We start from the raw sequence: 17,389 nt of genomic DNA on the forward strand, positions 1-17,389 counted from the left end.
CTCGGACCAATCCGATGCGGGCCGTCCCAGGGACGGCCTTGTCATTTAGGCCGTCCGCATTCGAGCCGCCCCTACTCGCATGGCCTGGCCGGCGCTGATCATTCCCTGAGGTCTGGCCAGCCGCTGCATTGCGTGCATCCCAACCGGGAACCTTTCCGTGGCTGGACGCACTTATGAAAGGCGCCGCGCGCCTGGGCGAGTGACGCGCAGACTTGCGCGGCGCTGGCGCGACGGGTCCCTGCATCGTTTGCCCGGCATCAATGCGAGAAGGCTGTCCCCGATTATCAGGACCGCCGGGTTCCATGGTGCGGGGACGGGGCGGGCAAAGCCCGCGGGTTTCGGCTACTCTTTGTGGTGCTTCAGCAGCTTCGCCACGGCATCGGCCAGCGGGCCGGGCCGCAAATTGTGGTGCAAGGTCTCGAACGCGCCCAGGGCGGTATCGCCCAGGGGTTGCGCTTCTTTCGGCGGCTTCGGTTGACGGGCGCCGGGCTTGGGCAGGCCGGCTTGTACCTTCACGGCAATTTCGTTAAGGTTCCAGCCTTGGTCCGCCAGGCTTTGCGCGATGCGCGGAGCCAATTGACGCAGCTTCGCGGCATGGGCGGGACCGGGCACAACCAGCAGCAGGCGCTGGTTTTCCAGCTTGCCTACCTGGCAGACGGAGCCCAGCGGGGCCGGCAACAGCGCCGCCACCGCGTACTGAATTTGCAAGTGCTTGCGGGCAGTCGCCAGGACGCCAGCGCCCCGCATGTCATGACCCAGCCATCCCAGGGCGGTATTTTCCCCTCGCCGGCTGGAATTGGAACGTTGGCGGAATGAAGTGGGTCTATTCATGCCGTCTCTAGAATTAGGAAGCACAACCTTGAAAATCGTGATTATGCACGCCCGCGACGGGCGGGACGGGCATTTCACCCTCGGCGGGGCGCACCTGGCCTTGTTTCTTGGGGGCGCGCTGGTCACGGCGGCCATTTTCGGCGCCGCCATCCAACGATACTTCACTTCCGACATGCCGGCCGTGCGCGCCGTGGGCTGGCCGCTGGCCGAGGGCACCGGGCGCGATGCCGATTTCCTGCGCGGCAACATGAATCTGCTGGCGGCGAAGATCGGAACGCTCCAGGCCAAGCTGGTCAGCATCGACGGATTGGGCCAGCGCGTGGCCAAGGTGGCGGGCGTGGCCTATACCGATCCCGAGCTGGCCAAGCAGCTTGCCTCGGCGCAGCCGAGCGTGTCGACCCAGCCCGAGGCCTCGGGCGTCATGGACGAGCTGTTCACCGACCAGACGCCGCCCACGGCCGCCTCGGCCGAGGAACTGGGCCGGCAGCTGGACGACATCCAGGTCAGGCTGGCGCAGCAGTCCGACAACCTGAAGCTGCTGGACGCCGCGTTGACGCAGCGTTCGGCGGACCAGGCGCGCATGCCGACCGCCATGCCCATCACCGACTATCCTTATTTGAGTTCGTCCTACGGTTGGCGCCGCAACCCGGTCACGGGCCGCTCGGCGCTGCACGAAGGGCTGGACTTCTCCGCGCCGCCGGGCACGCCCATTCTTGCCGCGTCGGGTGGCGTGGTGCTGGAGTCCAAGTTCCATCCGGGCTACGGCAACATGGTCGAGATCGACCATGGCGACGGCCTGATCACCCGCTACGCGCACGCCTCGTCGCTGCTGGTCAAGCAGGGGCAGCTGGTCGATCGCGGCCAGCAGATCGCCCGCGTCGGCAGCACCGGACGTTCCACCGGTCCGCACCTGCACTTCGAGGTGCGGCTGGCCGGCCAGCCGCTGGATCCGCGCCTGTTCCTGGGGCCGCAGCAGAACGCTCCGCCGGCCATGGCCCGCGCGGCCGGCACGGACAGCGCCACGCGCTGATCCCGCCGCTGGCTGCAAGCGTGATGGCCTGATCATAGTTCCAGGCTATTACGCCGCAGGTGCGTTAAACTGGTTCGTTTCCCGGCGGACCCCCGCTCAACCAATAACATAAAGTCACGGGTGACGCTGCCCAGGCCTGCATGGCCGCGGCGTGGCCTGTGCGGCCGACACACGCATGGTTTCTCTGCTCAAAAAACTCATAGGTAGCCGCAACGATCGGCTGCTTAAGCAGTATCGCAAGCTGGTAACCCAGATCAATGGACTGGAGTCCAAGATCGCCGCGCTTTCCGACGCGGAACTGGCGGCCAAGACCGACGAATTCCGTTCCCGCCATGCCCAGGGCACGTCGCTGGACGACCTGCTGCCCGAAGCCTTCGCCGTGGTGCGCGAAGCCGGCAAGCGGGTGTTCGGCATGCGTCATTTCGACGTGCAGATGCTGGGCGGCATCGTCCTGCACAGCGGCAAGATCGCCGAAATGCGCACGGGCGAAGGCAAGACGCTGATGGCCACGCTGCCGGTCTACCTGAACGCGATCGCCGGCAAGGGCGTGCACGTGGTCACGGTCAACGACTACCTGGCCCGCCGCGACGCTGACTGGATGGGACGCCTGTACCGCTTCCTGGGCATGTCCACGGGCGTGGTCGTGCCGCAGCAGCCGAACGAGGAAAAGAAGGCCGCCTACGCCGCCGACATCACCTACGGCACCAATAACGAATTCGGCTTCGACTATCTGCGCGACAACATGGAGTACCGCGTCGAGGACCGCCGCCAGCGCGCGCTGGCCTACGCGATCGTCGACGAAGTGGACTCCATCCTGATCGACGAGGCGCGCACGCCGCTGATCATCTCCGGCCAGGCCGAAGACCACACCGAGCTCTACATCCGCATGAACGCGGTGCCGCCGCTGCTCAAGCGCATGGCCACCGAGCCCAAGCCGCAGGAGCCGGAACCCGAAGGCGACTACTGGGTCGATGAAAAGAGCCAGCAGGTCTACCTGTCGGAAGCCGGCCACGTCAATGCCGAGGGCATCCTGGCGCGCCTGGGCATCCTGCCCGAGGGCGAGTCGCTGTACGATCCGCGCCATATCGCGCTGATGCATCACCTGATGGTGGCGCTGCGCGCCAACACGCTGTTCTTCCGCGACCAGCAGTACGTGGTCCAGGACGGCGAAGTGGTCATCGTCGACGAATTCACCGGCCGCCTGATGGTCGGCCGCCGCTGGTCGGACGGCCTGCACCAGGCCGTCGAAGCCAAGGAAGGCGTGAAGATCCAGCACGAGAACCAGACGCTGGCCTCGATCACCTTCCAGAACTACTTCCGCATGTACGAGAAGCTGTCCGGCATGACCGGCACGGCCGACACGGAAGCGTACGAATTCCAGGAAATCTACGGGCTCGAAACGGTCATCATCCCGACCAACAAGCCCATGGTCCGCAAGGACCAGAACGATCAGGTCTTCAAGACCAACGAGGAAAAGTACAACGCCATCCTCAACGACATCCGCGACTGCCACGAGCGCGGCCAGCCCGTGCTGGTGGGTACGACCAGCATCGAGAATTCCGAGCTGCTGGCCGGCCTGCTGCAGAAGGCCAAGCTCAAGCACGAAGTGCTCAACGCCAAGCAGCACGCGCGCGAAGCCGAGATCGTCGCCGAGGCCGGCAAGCCGGGCCACATCACCATCGCCACCAACATGGCGGGCCGCGGCACCGACATCGTGCTGGGCGGCAGCGCGGACAAGCAGATCGACCTGATCCGCGCCGACGAGTCGCTGACGGAAACCGAGAAGACGCTGCGCATCGAGAAGGTGCGTTCCGAGTGGAAGCCGCTGAACGAGCAGGTCAAGGCTGCCGGCGGCCTGCGCATCATCGGCACCGAGCGCCATGAGTCGCGCCGCATCGACAACCAGCTGCGCGGCCGCGCCGGTCGCCAGGGCGACCCGGGTTCTTCGCGTTTCTACCTGTCGCTGGAAGATCCGCTGATGCGCATCTTCGCCGGCGATCGCGTGCGCGCCATCATGGAACGCCTGAAGCTGCCCGAGGGCGAGCCCATCGAGGCCGGCATGGTGACGCGTTCCATCGAGACCGCGCAGCGCAAGGTCGAAGGCCGCAACTTCGACATCCGCAAGCAGCTGCTCGAGTACGACGACGTCGCCAACGACCAGCGCAAGGTGCTGTACTCGCAGCGCAACGAAGTGCTCGAAGCCGCCAGCGTGGGCGCGATGGTCGAGAACCTGCGCGACGCCGCCGTCACGGAGATGTTCAACACCTTCGTGCCGCCGGAATCGGTGGAAGAGCAGTGGGACGTGCCGGCCCTGCAGAAGGCGCTGGAAGCCGACTGGCAGATCCAGCTGCCGCTGACCGAGATGCTCGAGAAAGAGCCGAACATCACCGACGAGGACCTGCGCGAACGCGTGGTCGCCGCCGCGCGCCAGAACTACACGGCTAAGGTCGAGCAGGTGGGCACGGAATCGTGGTCGCAGTTCGAGCGCTCGATCATGCTGCAGGCCATCGACACGCACTGGCGCGAGCACCTGTCCTCGCTGGATTACCTGCGCCAGGGCATCCATCTGCGCGGCTACGCACAGAAGAACCCCAAGCAGGAATACAAGCGCGAAGCCTTCGAGCTGTTCTCCGGCATGCTGGACCGCATCCGCGACGATGTGGTGCGGGTGCTGATGACGGTGCGGGTGCAGTCGCAGGAGCAGGTTGAGCAGGCCGAGGCCGAAGCGGCGCAGCCGCACGTGCAGAACGTGCAGTACCACCACTCCGACTACGACGAGGCGCTGGCCAGTTCCGCCGACGACAGCGGCGCCCAGCCGGTGCGCAACGTGCTGCCGAAGGTCGGCCGCAACGATCCCTGCCCCTGCGGCAGCGGCAAGAAGTACAAGCAGTGCCACGGCAAGCTGGTCTGAGCGGAGCCTGAGACCATGCTGCATGCAGTCGGCCGCACCGAATTCGACCACGCCGTGGTCATGGTGCGCGACCGGCTGGATGCGCTGGCGCCGCATTTCGAGCGCCAGGGCTTTCACCTGAGCGACAAGGCGGTGCACAACCTGGGGTCGTGCAACCGCCTGATCGTGCTCGAGGGCACGTACATCGAGTTGCTGGGCTGGCCGCCCGGCGCGCCGCCGGCGCGCAAGGAAATCGCCGGTTCGCCGTTTGGGCTGGAAGCCCTGGTCTTCCGCACACACGACGCCGAAGCCACCTACGAGCGGCTGCGCGCCGCCGGCTTTGCCGTCAATCCGGTGCAGGAACTCAGCCGTCCCGCTCTGTTGGACGGACGTGAAGTCACCGCGCGCTTCCATACCGTGCGCTTCGCCGAGCAGCCCTTGCCCGGCATCCGCATGTATTTCTGTCGTCACCTGACGCCCGAATGCGTCTGGTCGCCGGCGTTGATGTCCCACCCCAATGGCGCGCGCAGCCTGCTGCGCATCGATGCCCGCGCGGCCGACGCCCATGCCGCCGCGCAACGCCTGGCGCTGGTCGCCGGCGTGACCGCGCAAGCTGGCAAGGACGGCGGCTGGGACGTGCCGCTGGCCAATCTGCGGATCCATGTCAGCGAGGACCCGCAAGCCGCGCAGCCGACTCTGTCGGCCTTGACCCTGGAGAACCGGGACGGCGCGCATTACGCGTTGGATACCGGGCTCTGATCCCCGGGCGCCGTTGGCGTCCAACTGCATTTCCTTCCCGCGTGTTTTGCCTCTGATCGGCCAGCCTTCGGCCGTCGGATCGTTCTGGCCACCGCACGCCGGGTGATGTGATCCGGCCGCATTCCTGTGCGCTACCGTCCGGGCAAACCCGGGTTGTCGGTCAAAGTGTATGCACTTTAGTATGCACTTTGATCCCAAGGCGCGCGGCGCCGGAGACCCGACCATGACGCAGACCCGCCTCGCGTCCCGCACCTCCGAAGGCCAGGCAGAGCTTTACAACACCGTCAAGGCGATGGCGGTGCGTTTCGACTTCAAGCCCGGCGAGCGCATCAACGAGGTTGAACTGGCCCGGCGCCTGAACGTCAGCCGCACGCCCTTGCGCGAGGTGCTCAACCAGTTGATGGTGGAAGGCTTCCTGACCCGGGCGGTCAACCGGGGCTTCATCGCCCGGCTGCTGGACGCCAAGCAGATCCATTCGCTGTATGAGTACCGCGCCGTGCTGGAGTCCGGCATCGTGCGCGCGGCCTGCGAACGCGCCAGCGATGCGGAGCTGGCCGAACTGCGGGCCTTCGTCGAGCGTTCGCGCGACGTGCCGGAAGACAGCGAGGCCACGCGCCTGCTGGAGCTGGACGAGGCCTTCCACCTGATGCTGGCGCGTTACTCGCGCAACGAGGAATTCGTGCGCGCGCTGGAAAGCGTGAATGCCCGCATCCATTTCGTACGCTGGATCGACATGCAGCAAGGGCGCCGCGCGCACACGCAGGCCGAGCACATGCGCATCGTGCAGGCGCTGGAACGCCGCGACATCGAGGCCTTGCCCGCGATGATGGGGGCGCACATCGGCCGCCGCCTGGACCAGATCACCGACGTGATACGCACGGGTTTTTCCAACATCTACATGCGGGACCAGGCCGACCCCGCGCAGGCAGCGCAGGCCGACACCACAACAGGGGAACACCGATGATCCATACGTTGTACAGACGCGCGCTGGCCATGGCCTGCGCGGTGGCGGCGATAGGCGGCCTGGGGATGGCGGCCGACGCGGCGGCCGAAGAGCGGCCGTTGATCCTGGTGGTGCCGTATCCGCCGGGCGGCAGCACCGATATCCTGGCGCGCATCCTGCAGCCGCGCCTGTCGCAGGAACTGGGCGGGCGTGCGGTCGTGGTCGAAAATCGACCGGGCGCCGCCAGTCAGATCGCCACGGCCTTCGTGGCCCGGGCCGAACCCGATGGCAACACGCTGCTGGTGAGCTTCGACAATCACGGCATCAATCCCGCCGTGAAACCCAAGCTGCCCTATGACACCTTCAAGGACTTCGTCGCCATCACACAGACCGTGCGCTTCCCGCTGGTGCTGGGCGCCAATCCGTCCGTGCCCGGCGACAACCTGAAGGACTTCCTGGCCGCCGCAGCCAGGCAGCCGGCCAATCGCTACAACTACGCGTCGACCGGCGTGGGGTCGCTCAATCACCTGGCCCCCGAAGAGCTCAAGCGCCTGTCCAAGGTGGAACTGTTGCACGTGCCTTATGGCGGCGGCGGACCAGCGATCCAGGCCGTGGTGGGCGGTCAGGCCAACATGACCTGGCTCAGCTTCGCCGCGCTGCGTGGCCAGATTCAGGCGGGCAAGATCAAGCCGCTGGCGGTCGCCGGCGAAAAAAGGCTGGCCGACCTGCCCAGCGTCCCTACCGTGGCGGAGTCCGGTTTTCCCGGATTTGTCGCCTACTCATGGAGCGGCATGTTCGCGCCCAAGGGCACGCCCGATGCCACGATCAAGAAGCTGACCCGCGATTTCAAGGCCGTGCTGGCCGACCCGGACGTCCGCAGGAAATTGGGCGAGGCGGGCTTCGAGATCGTGGCCTCCGACGGCCCTGCGCTGGATGCCTATGTGAAGGCCGAGTACGAACGTTGGAACGCCTTCATCAAGACCAGCAACATCAACCTCGAAAACTGACGCGCCGGCGGCCCGGCGGGCCGCCCCCCAGCGTCAAGCAAGCACGGAGACGATATGAATACCCTGACCGGCGCGGAAGCGATGGTGCGCATGCTGCAGCACAACGGCGTCCAGCATATTTTTGGCCTGTGCGGCGATACCAGCCTGCCGTTCTATGACGCCTTGTACCGGCTCGACCACGGCATGCGCCACATCCTCACGCGCGACGAACGCAGCGCCGGCTACATGGCCGACGCCTACGCCCGGGTGACCGGCAAGGTGGGCGTATGCGAAGGCCCCAGCGGCGGCGGCGCGACCTATCTGCTGCCCGGCCTGGTGGAGGCCAACGAGTCGTCGGTGCCCGTGCTGGGCATCACGTCGGACGTGGCGGTCGGCTCGCGCGGCAAGTATCCGCTGACCGAGCTGGACCAGGAGGCGCTGTACCGTCCGTTGACCAAATGGAACCGCACGATCGACCGCGCCGACCAGATCCCGGGCATGGTGCGCGCGGCCTTCCGCCACATGACCACCGGCAAGCCGGGCGCGGCCCACCTTTGCTTTCCCTATGACGTGATGAAGCAGCAGGTGGATGCGGCCGACATCTGGGCGCAGCCCGAGCACGGCAGCTATCCGGCCATGCGTTGCGCGCCGGACCCCGCCGACGTGGCGCGGGCCGCGCAGCGGCTGGCCGGCGCGCGTTCGCCCGTCATCATCTGCGGCGGCGGCGTGGTCATAGCCGGCGCCAGCGCCGCCTTGCAGGATCTGGCGGAGATGCTGAAGGCGGCCGTTTGCCTGACGGTCAGCGGGCAGGGCAGCCTGGCCGACACGCATCCGCTCAACGCCGGCGTGGTCGGTTCCAACGGCGGCGTCATGGCCACGCGCGATGTGGTGGCCGCCGCCGACGCCGTGCTGTTCGTGGGTTGCCGCGCGGGCTCCACGTCCACCGAGCACTGGCGCTTTCCGAGTCGTGACGTGCCGATCCTGCACATCGACGTGGATCCCTCGGTGATCGGCGCCAACTACCGCACCGAAGTCGGCATGGTGGGCGATGCCCGGCTGGCACTGGAGGCCCTGGCCGTCGAGGTGCGTGAACGCCTGGCGCATCGACCCGCCGACGCGGTCGACGGCTCGGTGCTGGCCGGCCGGGCGAAGCAGGCGCGGCGCGAACAGCTGGAGACGCTGGCCGCCAGCCTGGATACGCCGATCCGTCCCGAGCGCGTGGTGCAGTCGCTGAACCGCCTGCTGCCGGACGACGCGGTGGTCTGCGCCGATCCTGGCACGCCGTGCCCGTATTTCTCGGCGTACTACGACGTGTCGCGTCCCGGCCGTCACTTCATCACCAACCGCGCGCACGGGGCGCTGGGCTTTTCCATGTCGGCCGCCATGGGCGCGTGGGTGGGGCGGCCGCAGTCCAAGTGCGTCGCGGTCATGGGCGACGGCAGCTTTGGCTTCACGGTCGGTGAACTGGAAACCATCGTGCGACACAAGGCGCCGCTGCTGATGGTGGTGTTCTCGAATTCGGTCTATGGCTGGATCAAGGCCAGCCAGAAGGCCGGCTACGACAAGCGCTACTACAGCGTGGATTTCGATCGCACCGACCACGCCCGCATTGCCGAAGCCTATGGCGTGAAGGCATGGCGGGTGGAAGATCCGGCCAAGCTGGACGCGGCGATCAAGGCCGCGCTGGCGCATGATGGCCCGGCCCTGATCGACGTGCTGGCACAGCCGCTGCAGGATGCGGCGGCGCCGGTCAGTCAGTGGATGGGGTGATGCGCGGACATCGGGCTGGGCGGGAACGTCCTGCCCGGGCGTGGCGCCTTGCGGGCATGGGCCAGGCGGCAAGACCGCCTGCGTGCGAGGAAGGCGTTCGGCGGAATCAGCGCCTGGGCGACGCGTCCAGCACCTTGTCGATCAGATGATTCACGCCGCTGCAGATATCGGCCTGATCGACGCCGTAGATGTGCAGCGAGATGGCGACTTCGGGACTGGCGTTGCCCAGCCTGTGGATCTGGTGCAGGCCCTGCGTGGCCGTGACGATGTCGCCCGGCCGGCGCGTGGTTCCGCCGCAAGCAATGGCGGCGGATGCCTCCGCGTCCCAGCGGTAGTGGGTTTCGGACAGCTCGCCCTGCAAAACCTGATAGGTGCACCAGGTCTTGTGGCCATGCACGGGACTGAACTGCCCCTGGCGCCAGACCAGGTAGGCGATGGTGAAGGCGCCGTGCGGATCCGCGTAGGCGATGTGCCGCATGTAGGATTCGGCACGGCCGGCGCGCAGCGCGTCGGGCAGGCCCTGCAGGATGCCATTGGCGCTGGCGACGCTGGAGGCCAGGTCGCGCAGCAGCGCGCGGGCCGCGTTCATCTGCGCGGTTTGAACCGACTCGCACAGCGTGCGCAGATCGGGGCAGGCAGTTTGGACGTCGGACATGGGATCGGTCGCGGTGTGGACAGACCTTCATCTTAGGGATTCGGGCTGGAATGCCTTTGCCAAATCGGCGGATGAGGCGGCGAAGATTAGAAAAAAATTCCACGCCGTCCGCGGGGGCGCGCTCCTATACTGATTGGCTTCGGCCGCAGACAGCCGGCCATGCAGCAAGCCCGCCAGATAGGCGATGCGGCATGGACCGGCAAGGGGAAAGCATGGATCTGGGAATCAAGGGCAGGACGGCGCTGGTGTTCGGCGGCAGCCGTGGCATGGGGCGCGCCTGCGCGCAGCAACTGGCGCGCGAGGGCGTGTCCGTGACGATCGCGGCGCGCAATCCCGAGCGGCTGGAACAGGCCGCCGCCGAGATCGCGCGCGAAACCGGCATTGGCGTGGGCTGGGTCTCGGCCGACCTGACGCAGCCGGCCGGACGCGACGCGGCCATCGCCGCCTGCCCGCATCCGGACATCCTGATCAACAACGCCGATGGGCCGCTGCCCGGAGATTTCCGCGACTGGTCGCACGAGGACTGGGTCGCCGCCCTGGACGCCATGATGCTCGGTCCCATCGACATGATCCGGCGCGTGGTCGACGGCATGGTCGAGCGCCGCTTCGGGCGCATCGTCAACATCGTGTCGCGCAGCGTCAAGGCGCCGCACGCCGAGCTGGGGCTGTCCAATGGCGCGCGCTCCGGCTTGATCGGTTTCGTCGGCGGCGTCGCGCGCCAGACCGTGCGGCACAACGTCACCATCAACAACCTGCTGCCGGGCGTTTTCGCCACCGACGCGCAGGCCCGCCACATCCGGGGCATGATGGACCAGTTCCCGGGCAAGAGCTTCGAGCAGGTCTGGGACGAGCGCGGGCGTTCCAATCCGGCGGGCCGCTATGGCGAGCCCGAAGAGCTGGGCGCTTTGTGCGCCTATGTTTGTTCCGCCCAGGCCGGCTATCTGACCGCGCAGAACATCCTGCTCGACGGCGGTGGCTATCCCGGAGTGTATTAGGTCTAGGTCCCCCCCGAAGCGCTGCGCGCTTCCCCCCAGGGGGCGCCGGTGGCGGACCGGCGGAGCCGGATCCGCGCGGCCCCGATTGGGGGCGGCCGTGCCGGGGGGGGCGCAGTGCCCGGTGGCGCCAGCATTGCCGTTTTCTTGGCAGGATCGGGGCGGACACCGTGCCGAGGATGATGGTGCGACATTGAGGACAAGGAAAGGACATTCATGAAAGTGCTGGTGTTGGGCGCTGGCGTCGCGGGTGTGGCGGCGGCCTACTATCTGTGGCGGGACGGGCATGAGGTCGTCGTGGCGGACCGCCAGCCGGCCGCCGCGCGCGAGACCAGCTTCGGCAACGCGGGCGGGCTGTGCCCCAGCTTCGCCGGGCCCTGGGCCGCACCGGGCATGATCGGCAAGGTGCTGAAGATGTCCCTGCAGCGCAATTCCGCCATCCGTTTCTCGCTGTCGCCCGAGCCGCGCAAGCTGGCCTGGCTGGCGCGCTGGATGGGGCAGTGCAATGCCGAGCGATTTCGCGTCAACAAGCTGCGCATGCAGCGGGTGGCACACTACAGCTTTGCCTGCCTGAAGGAGATCGCCGGCGCGGGACTGCCCATCGATTTCGATTTCCATCAGGATGGCACGCTGCAACTGTTCCGCGACGAGGCCGGCCTGAAGGCGGTTCCCGGCATCACCCGCGCGCTGGATGAATTCGAAGTGCCGTGGCGTTTCCTCGAGGGGGCCGACGCGGCCAGCGTCGAGCCGGCGCTGGCGCACACGCGCGCGTCCATCGCGGGCGCGCTGTTCCTGCCGGCGGACGGCTCCGGCGACAGCTACAAGTTCGCCACCGGGATGAGCGCCTACCTGCAAGGTCAGGGCGTGGACTTCCGCTATGGGGTCCAGATCCGGCGCCTGGCCGGGCAGGGAGGACGCATTGCCGGCGTTGAGACGGATCAGGGCACGCTGACGGCCGATGCCTATGTGGTGGCGCTGGGCGGTCAAAGCCCCTTCCTGCTGCGACCGCTGGGGATGACGCTGCCCATCTATCCGCTCAAGGGCTATTCCATTACCGCCGACGTGACCGATGCGGGTCGCGCGCCGCAGGCCGCCATCATGGATGAGCACAACAAGGTGATGATCTCGCGGCTGGGCTCGCGGATCCGGGCCGCGGGCATGGCCGAATTGAAGGGTTATGGCTTGGAGGTGGACGCGGGGCGGGTGGCGTTCCTGACGTCCGTGGTGCGCGAGTGGTTTCCACAGGGCATCGCGCTGGACCGGGCCCAGCCCTGGGCCGGGTTGCGGCCGATGACACCGGACGGCCCGGCCATCCTGGGCCGGACGCGCTACGACAACCTGTTCCTGGACTGCGGCCACGGCTCCAATGGCTGGACGCAGGCATGCGGAACGGGCAAGATTGTGGCCGACATCGTGGCCGGCCGGCCGCCGGAGGTGGACATGGAAGGCCTGACGGCGGAGCGCTACGCGTCATGACCCGGTCCGCCGGTGCGTTGGAAAGTCGAGGAAAGGGCATGGACCAGACAGACATCAAGATTCTCGCGCTGCTGCAAAAGGACGCGACCTGTTCCGTGGCCGAGATCGCCGAGCAGGTGAACCTGTCCGTCACGCCGTGCTGGCGGCGCATCCAGAAGCTCAAGGACGATGGCGTCATCGCGCGCAACACGATCCTGCTGGACCCGAAGGCGCTGGGCCTGAACCTGACCGTGTTCGTGTCCATCAAGACCAGCCAGCACAACGCCAAGTGGACGCAGAGCCTGATCAACGCGGTGATGGCGCTGCCCAATGTGGTCGAGTTCCACCGCATGGCGGGCGATATCGATTACCTGCTCAAGGTCGTGGTCGAGGACATGGCCGCCTACGACCGCTTCTATCGCCGCCTCATCGACGCGGTGGACCTGCTGGACGTGAGCGCCAGCTTCTCGATGGAAGTCATCAAGAGCACGACCGAGCTGCCGCTGGACGCGGTCTGACGGCCGGTTTCGCGTCCGGAAAGGGGCTGAAATCCGTTCGCGCAATTTTTTTTCTCTCAGGGCCCCGTCCGCGAAACACAAATTTCTTTCGGTGCGTTGCTTAAGCCTTATCTCGCAATGCTTTTGCGCACGGCCCGGCGTAGGATATCGCCCATTCCCCGGATGGGAATGAATCGGGATATCAAAGGGTCCTCATGGCTTTGGCAGTACCCGCCGCCGGCGATTGCGCCGGTCTGGCTCAGTCGCAGCAATCCCCGGCCCGGCGCGCGGCGTCGGTGGACGATCTCCTGACCGATTGGAACGGCAGCGATGATCTCTGGGTCTTTGCCTACGGTTCCCTGATCTGGCATCCCGGCTTTGCCTGGCGCGAGCGGCGGCTGGCGACGGTGCGCGGCTATCACCGGTCCCTTTGCCTGTGGTCGCACGATCATCGCGGCTCGCCGGACAATCCCGGCCTGGTGTTCGGCCTGGATCGAGGCGGCTGTTGCCGTGGGGTGGCCTTCCAGATCGCCGCCAGCGACGTGCGGACGGTCTTCGAGATGCTCTGGCGCCGCGAGATGGTGACGGGCGCCTATTGCCCGCGCTGGCTGACCTGCCACACCAAGGAAGCGCCCGTGCGCGGGCTGGTGTTCCTGCTCAACCGCGCCTGCCAGGAATACGCGGCCGACGTCAGCGACGACCGCCTGCTGGCGTCGGTGCGCAACGCGGTGGGCCATTCCGGCCCGTGCCTGGACTATGTGATCGAAACCGAGCGCGCATTGCGCGCGCACGGCATCGACGATATGCGCCTGGGCGAGCTGGTGCGACGCCTGGGCCAGCCCTGCTGAAACCCCCTGCCTCTGGCCGTCAGAAGGACCAGCGGCCGAACATGAACAGCACGTTGCCGTTGCCCTTGCCGCCGGGAATGTAGGTGGCGTAGAGCATGGCGTCCTTGTAGCCGGCCGAGACCAGCGGCAACACGCCGGGGAAGGGGATGTAATGCATGATGTCCTGGCGCGAGGTCAGGAACACGGTGTAGCCGGCGCCCAGGCGGAAATTCTCGCTGACCCGGCCGATCTTCAGGAAGCCGTAGCCGGCGATCGGCTGGACCTTGCTGTGTGAGTCCAGGAAGGCCATGCCATACAGGCCCTGCCAGTCTCCGTCCTCGTCGTAGATGCTGCGGCCGTAGCCACCGCCCCAGGCGCGCTCGTTGAAGCTGCGGATCTTCTCCGCGCTGTACATGGAGCGGTTGTGCCAGGAATAGCCGCTGATATAGAGGTCGTTGTTGCCTTCGGACCAGATCTGGTCTAGCCGGGCACAGGCCGATTGCGCCCAGGAGGGCAGGTTGTCACAAGCCTGGGCGCTGACGGTGAAAACCGAGAGCGCCAAGCCAAGCAAGGCAATCCGGAGTCTGGCGATCATTGCAGGGATAGGCGAAGAAAATGACAAGCCTATTACTGTACTTGATGATCTAGGGTTTTCCCTGTCGGTTTTCTGTCAAGATTGGTCAATAAGTGTGCAGTGCAGCTGTTTTCAGCCAAGTCTGTTGGGCTGGCGCTACAGCAGGAAAAGCGTGGCCAGCCCCAGGAAAATAAAGAAGCCCAGCGAGTCGGTGGCGAAGGTCAGCAGCACTGACGAGCCCATGGCGGGATCCTTGCCGAAACGCGCGCGCACCATGGGCACCAGCACGCCGACCGAGGCGCCGACCAGCATGTTGCAGATCATTGCGGCCATCATCACGAAGGCGATGGCGAAGGAATGCGAAATCGCCCAGGCGAACAGCGCCGCCACCAGACTGCCGCACAGTCCTACCATCAGCGTGACGAACAGCTCGCGCTTGACCAGCTGCCAGAGGTTGCGTCCGGTGATCCGGCCCATCGCCAGCGCCCGGATGATCAGGGTCATGGTCTGGTTGCCCGAGTTGCCGCCGATGCCGGCGACGATGGACATCAGGAAGGCCAGGATCACGATCTGGCTGACCGTGCCCTCGAACTGCGACGCCACGAACGAAGCCGTGGCGGCGGTACAGAGATTGAACAGCAGCCAGGGCGCGCGGTTGCGCAACGCGGTGGACACGGGGGCGAAGATGTCCTCTTCCTGCAGACCGGCGCGCGACAGCGCCTGCTCCTGCGAGTCTTCGCGCATCACATCCACCACGTCGGCGATGGTGACGCGGCCGATCAGACGGCCCTGGTCGTCCATCACGGGAGCCGAAACCAGGTCATAGCGTTCGAAGGCGCCGGCCGCGTCGGCGTCCGAATCCAGCGGATTGAGCGTCAGGAAGTCGGAATTCATGACCGCCCGCACCTCGGTTTCCGGTTCGCTGACCAGCAGGCGCGACAGCGGCAGGATGCCCTGCAGCTTGTCCTGGCGATCGACCACGAAGATCTGGTCGGTATGGTCGGGCAGTTCGTGCAGGCGGCGCAGGTAGCGCAGCACGACCTCCAGCGTCACGTCCTCGCGCACCCGGACCATCTCGAAGTCCATGATGGCGCCCACGCTGTCCTCCGGATAGCCCATGGCTTCCAGCAGCTGCGCCCGTTCTTCCTCGGTCAGGCCCTTCTGGACTTCCGCCACCACGTCGGGCGGCAGGTCCGGCGCCAGGTCGGCCAGCTCGTCGGCGTCCATGTTGCCGGTCGCCGCCACCAGGTCCTGGCGGTCCATCGCCTCGATCAGCGATTCGCGGACCCAGTCCTCGACCTCGAGCAGCACGTCGGCGTCGTGTTCGGGGCTGACCAGCTTCCAGATCGTCTGCCGTTCGTCCTTGGGCAGCGATTCGAGGATGAAGGCGATGTCGGCCGGATGCAGGCCGTCCAGCAGCGTCTTGAGCTCGGCTTCGTGCTGCCGGTGAACCAGGTCCTCGACCAGGTTGGCCTTGGCGTCGCCTTCTTCCTGGCGATGCACCAGGTCGGCGACCAGCTGCTGGCGACGCAGGCGTTCCTGCACTTCGGCCAGGGCGTGCTGGGCGTCTTCCGGGTCGAGGCGGCGAGGCGTCGCGGGCAGCTTGTGCGCGGCGGCGGATGGCGTCATGCGTTACGGCTCAAAGTTTGGGTAGGGGGCGGCTGCGGCGGGCTTCGTCGGTGGCGACGTAGGTCAGGACGGCCTCGGTGACCTTGACGACTTCGGCGTCCAGCCGCTGGCGCTCGGCATAGACTTCGACGGACACCGTGATCGAGGTGTTGCCGGTCTTGACGATGGCGGCGTAGAAGCTGAGCAGGTCGCCCACGAACACGGGCTCCTTGAACTGGAAGGCGTTGACCGCCACCGTGGCCACGCGGCCCGCGGCGCGGCGCGCCGCCGGGATCGAACCGGCGATGTCCACTTGCGACATGATCCAGCCGCCGAACACGTCCCCGTGGATATTGGCGTCCGCCGGCATCGGCATGACGCGCAGCACGGCGTCGCGATTGGCGGGCAGGGTGGTGAAGGGGGTGGGGGTGCTGGAGGACATGCGGCTGGCTCCAATGCCTGGAAACCAGCCGATTATGCAGGAAAAACAAGACCGCGGCGCGCGCGCCGCGGTCGTTGCGGGCCGGGCCCGGCTCAGGACGCCAGCTTGACGATGCCGTAGCCGCCGACCAGCAGCCAGACGTACAGGATCAGGCCCAGGGCCATGACGCGGGGGCCGGCCTTCTTGATCTGCGCGAAGCGGGTTTCGATGCCCAGCGCCGTCATGGCCATGGTCAGCGCGAACACGTCCAGGCGGCGCAGCGCGGCCACGGCGTCCGCCGGCAGGATGTTCAGCGAATTGATGATGGCCAGCGCCAGGAAACCGATGGCGAACCAGGGGATGGGCAGCTTGGCGCCCTTGCCCTGGCCGCCGGCGTGGCTGGCGGCGTTGCGCAGGTACATGCCCAGCACCAGCAGCACCGGCACCAGCAGGGCCACGCGGGTCATCTTGACGATGGTGGCGACTTCGGTGGTGGCCGGGTCCACGTTGCTGGCCGCGCCCACGACTTGGGCGACTTCATGGATGGTGCCGCCGATGTAGATGCCCAGCGCCTGGGTGTCCAGGTTGAGCCAGCCGGCGTGGTAGAGCACCGGGTACAGGAACATGGACAGCGTGCCGAACAGCACCACGGTGGCAACGGCGACCGCGCTCTTGTGGGGCGCCGAGCGCAGGGTGGGCTCGAAGGCCAGCACGGCGGCCGCGCCGCAGATGGCGCTGCCGGCAGAGGTCAGCATGGCGGTGTCGCGGTCCAGGCCCAGCAGGCGCTGGCCGACCACGGTGCCGATCAGCAGGGTGCCCAGCACCACGGCCACGGAAACCGCCAGGCCGGGCAGGCCCACGGCCACGATCTGCTGGATGCTGATGTTCAGGCCATAAAAGGCCACGGCGATGCGCAGCAGCCGGCGGGCGGTGAAGTTCACGCCCACGCCCCAGTCCGCCGGCATGGTGCCGCGCAAGAAATTGCCGTAGAGCATGCCGCAGACGATGCCGACCACCAGCGGCGAGAAACCCATGTGCCGGATGGCGGGCAGGTCCGCCAGCTGCATCACGGCGGCGGCCATCAGGCCGACGAACAGGACGCCGTTGAGTTTGTCGCGCCAGGGCGTGGCGGCGGGGGCGGCCGCGTGGGC

16 protein-coding genes are annotated in these 17,389 nt (G+C 66.9%); 10 read left to right on the forward strand and 6 right to left on the reverse strand.

The window, feature by feature from the left end:
• Positions 1 to 342: 342 nt before the first annotated feature.
• Entirely contained in the window at positions 343 to 747 is a 405-nt protein-coding gene (locus tag AC6LJ5_RS17570; RefSeq protein WP_103272498.1) for a flagellar hook-length control protein FliK, read from the reverse strand.
• A gap of 127 nt (positions 748 to 874) precedes the next feature.
• On the opposite strand from AC6LJ5_RS17570, the gene AC6LJ5_RS17575 reads away from it, so the two are divergent.
• The 6 genes from AC6LJ5_RS17575 to AC6LJ5_RS17600 all read left to right on the forward strand — a co-directional run bounded on the left by AC6LJ5_RS17575 (position 875) and on the right by AC6LJ5_RS17600 (position 9,209).
• Entirely contained in the window at positions 875 to 1,861 is a 987-nt protein-coding gene (locus AC6LJ5_RS17575) for a M23 family metallopeptidase (protein WP_498141149.1), read from the forward strand.
• A 175-nt stretch (positions 1,862 to 2,036) separates the two neighbouring features.
• A complete protein-coding gene (gene secA, locus AC6LJ5_RS17580; RefSeq protein ID WP_103272500.1) occupies positions 2,037 to 4,772 on the forward strand; it encodes a preprotein translocase subunit SecA in 2,736 nt (911 codons plus the stop codon).
• Between the two features lie 15 nt (positions 4,773 to 4,787).
• Positions 4,788 to 5,510 (forward strand): VOC family protein, encoded by a 723-nt coding sequence (locus tag AC6LJ5_RS17585; protein WP_392411518.1) that lies wholly within the window; start codon positions 4,788 to 4,790, stop codon positions 5,508 to 5,510.
• Between the two features lie 223 nt (positions 5,511 to 5,733).
• Positions 5,734 to 6,474 (forward strand): GntR family transcriptional regulator, encoded by a 741-nt coding sequence (locus tag AC6LJ5_RS17590; RefSeq protein ID WP_103276316.1) that lies wholly within the window; start codon positions 5,734 to 5,736, stop codon positions 6,472 to 6,474.
• Entirely contained in the window at positions 6,471 to 7,460 is a 990-nt protein-coding gene (locus AC6LJ5_RS17595) for a tripartite tricarboxylate transporter substrate binding protein (protein WP_103272502.1), read from the forward strand. Before AC6LJ5_RS17590 ends, AC6LJ5_RS17595 begins: the two co-directional genes overlap by 4 nt.
• A gap of 54 nt (positions 7,461 to 7,514) precedes the next feature.
• Entirely contained in the window at positions 7,515 to 9,209 is a 1,695-nt protein-coding gene (locus AC6LJ5_RS17600; protein ID WP_392411519.1) for a thiamine pyrophosphate-binding protein, read from the forward strand.
• Positions 9,210 to 9,315: 106 nt separating this feature from the next.
• Here the strand turns inward: AC6LJ5_RS17600 and AC6LJ5_RS17605 are convergent, their stop codons facing one another.
• Positions 9,316 to 9,864, reverse strand: coding sequence for a cysteine dioxygenase family protein (locus tag AC6LJ5_RS17605; protein WP_103272504.1), 549 nt, complete (start codon positions 9,862 to 9,864; stop codon positions 9,316 to 9,318).
• A 212-nt stretch (positions 9,865 to 10,076) separates the two neighbouring features.
• Between AC6LJ5_RS17605 and AC6LJ5_RS17610 the strand changes: the two genes are divergently transcribed.
• From AC6LJ5_RS17610 to AC6LJ5_RS17625, 4 genes are all read left to right on the forward strand, one after another.
• Complete coding sequence (locus AC6LJ5_RS17610; RefSeq protein ID WP_103276317.1) at positions 10,077 to 10,859, forward strand: SDR family oxidoreductase; 783 nt, start codon at positions 10,077 to 10,079, stop codon at positions 10,857 to 10,859.
• A 213-nt stretch (positions 10,860 to 11,072) separates the two neighbouring features.
• Positions 11,073 to 12,332, forward strand: a complete 1,260-nt coding sequence (locus AC6LJ5_RS17615; protein ID WP_103272505.1) for a D-amino acid dehydrogenase — start codon at positions 11,073 to 11,075, stop codon at positions 12,330 to 12,332.
• A 38-nt stretch (positions 12,333 to 12,370) separates the two neighbouring features.
• Positions 12,371 to 12,829 carry an Lrp/AsnC family transcriptional regulator gene (locus AC6LJ5_RS17620; RefSeq protein ID WP_103272506.1) on the forward strand — a complete coding sequence of 153 codons (459 nt, stop codon included), beginning with the start codon at positions 12,371 to 12,373 and terminating at the stop codon, positions 12,827 to 12,829.
• Between the two features lie 194 nt (positions 12,830 to 13,023).
• Positions 13,024 to 13,656 carry a gamma-glutamylcyclotransferase gene (locus tag AC6LJ5_RS17625; RefSeq protein WP_498141147.1) on the forward strand — a complete coding sequence of 211 codons (633 nt, stop codon included), beginning with the start codon at positions 13,024 to 13,026 and terminating at the stop codon, positions 13,654 to 13,656.
• A 19-nt stretch (positions 13,657 to 13,675) separates the two neighbouring features.
• On the opposite strand, the gene pagP is transcribed toward AC6LJ5_RS17625, so the two are convergent.
• The 4 genes from pagP to AC6LJ5_RS17645 all read right to left on the reverse strand — a co-directional run.
• A complete protein-coding gene (gene pagP / locus AC6LJ5_RS17630; protein WP_103272508.1) occupies positions 13,676 to 14,230 on the reverse strand; it encodes a lipid IV(A) palmitoyltransferase PagP in 555 nt (184 codons plus the stop codon).
• A 135-nt stretch (positions 14,231 to 14,365) separates the two neighbouring features.
• A complete protein-coding gene (mgtE, locus tag AC6LJ5_RS17635; RefSeq protein WP_103272509.1) occupies positions 14,366 to 15,838 on the reverse strand; it encodes a magnesium transporter in 1,473 nt (490 codons plus the stop codon).
• 10 nt (positions 15,839 to 15,848) lie between these two features.
• A complete protein-coding gene (locus tag AC6LJ5_RS17640) occupies positions 15,849 to 16,259 on the reverse strand; it encodes an acyl-CoA thioesterase (protein ID WP_103272510.1) in 411 nt (136 codons plus the stop codon).
• Between the two features lie 92 nt (positions 16,260 to 16,351).
• On the reverse strand, positions 16,352 to 17,389 hold a 1,038-nt coding region (locus AC6LJ5_RS17645), incomplete at its 5' end, for a YeiH family protein (protein ID WP_498141148.1).

Source organism: Achromobacter sp. 1011791174, assembly GCF_059760925.1.

Coding starts and splice junctions, on each gene's coding strand:
- AC6LJ5_RS17605 (WP_103272504.1), bottom strand. CDS start 9,864: ATGTCCGACGTCCAAACTGCCTGCCCCGATCTGCGCACGCTGTGCGAG.
- AC6LJ5_RS17575 (WP_498141149.1), top strand. CDS start 875: ATGCACGCCCGCGACGGGCGGGACGGGCATTTCACCCTCGGCGGGGCG.
- AC6LJ5_RS17595 (WP_103272502.1), top strand. CDS start 6,471: ATGATCCATACGTTGTACAGACGCGCGCTGGCCATGGCCTGCGCGGTG.
- AC6LJ5_RS17615 (WP_103272505.1), top strand. CDS start 11,073: ATGAAAGTGCTGGTGTTGGGCGCTGGCGTCGCGGGTGTGGCGGCGGCC.
- mgtE (WP_103272509.1), bottom strand. CDS start 15,838: ATGACGCCATCCGCCGCCGCGCACAAGCTGCCCGCGACGCCTCGCCGC.
- AC6LJ5_RS17590 (WP_103276316.1), top strand. CDS start 5,734: ATGACGCAGACCCGCCTCGCGTCCCGCACCTCCGAAGGCCAGGCAGAG.
- secA (WP_103272500.1), top strand. CDS start 2,037: ATGGTTTCTCTGCTCAAAAAACTCATAGGTAGCCGCAACGATCGGCTG.
- AC6LJ5_RS17640 (WP_103272510.1), bottom strand. CDS start 16,259: ATGTCCTCCAGCACCCCCACCCCCTTCACCACCCTGCCCGCCAATCGC.
- AC6LJ5_RS17620 (WP_103272506.1), top strand. CDS start 12,371: ATGGACCAGACAGACATCAAGATTCTCGCGCTGCTGCAAAAGGACGCG.
- AC6LJ5_RS17570 (WP_103272498.1), bottom strand. CDS start 747: ATGCGGGGCGCTGGCGTCCTGGCGACTGCCCGCAAGCACTTGCAAATT.
- AC6LJ5_RS17600 (WP_392411519.1), top strand. CDS start 7,515: ATGAATACCCTGACCGGCGCGGAAGCGATGGTGCGCATGCTGCAGCAC.
- AC6LJ5_RS17585 (WP_392411518.1), top strand. CDS start 4,788: ATGCTGCATGCAGTCGGCCGCACCGAATTCGACCACGCCGTGGTCATG.
- AC6LJ5_RS17625 (WP_498141147.1), top strand. CDS start 13,024: ATGGCTTTGGCAGTACCCGCCGCCGGCGATTGCGCCGGTCTGGCTCAG.
- AC6LJ5_RS17610 (WP_103276317.1), top strand. CDS start 10,077: ATGGATCTGGGAATCAAGGGCAGGACGGCGCTGGTGTTCGGCGGCAGC.
- pagP (WP_103272508.1), bottom strand. CDS start 14,230: ATGATCGCCAGACTCCGGATTGCCTTGCTTGGCTTGGCGCTCTCGGTT.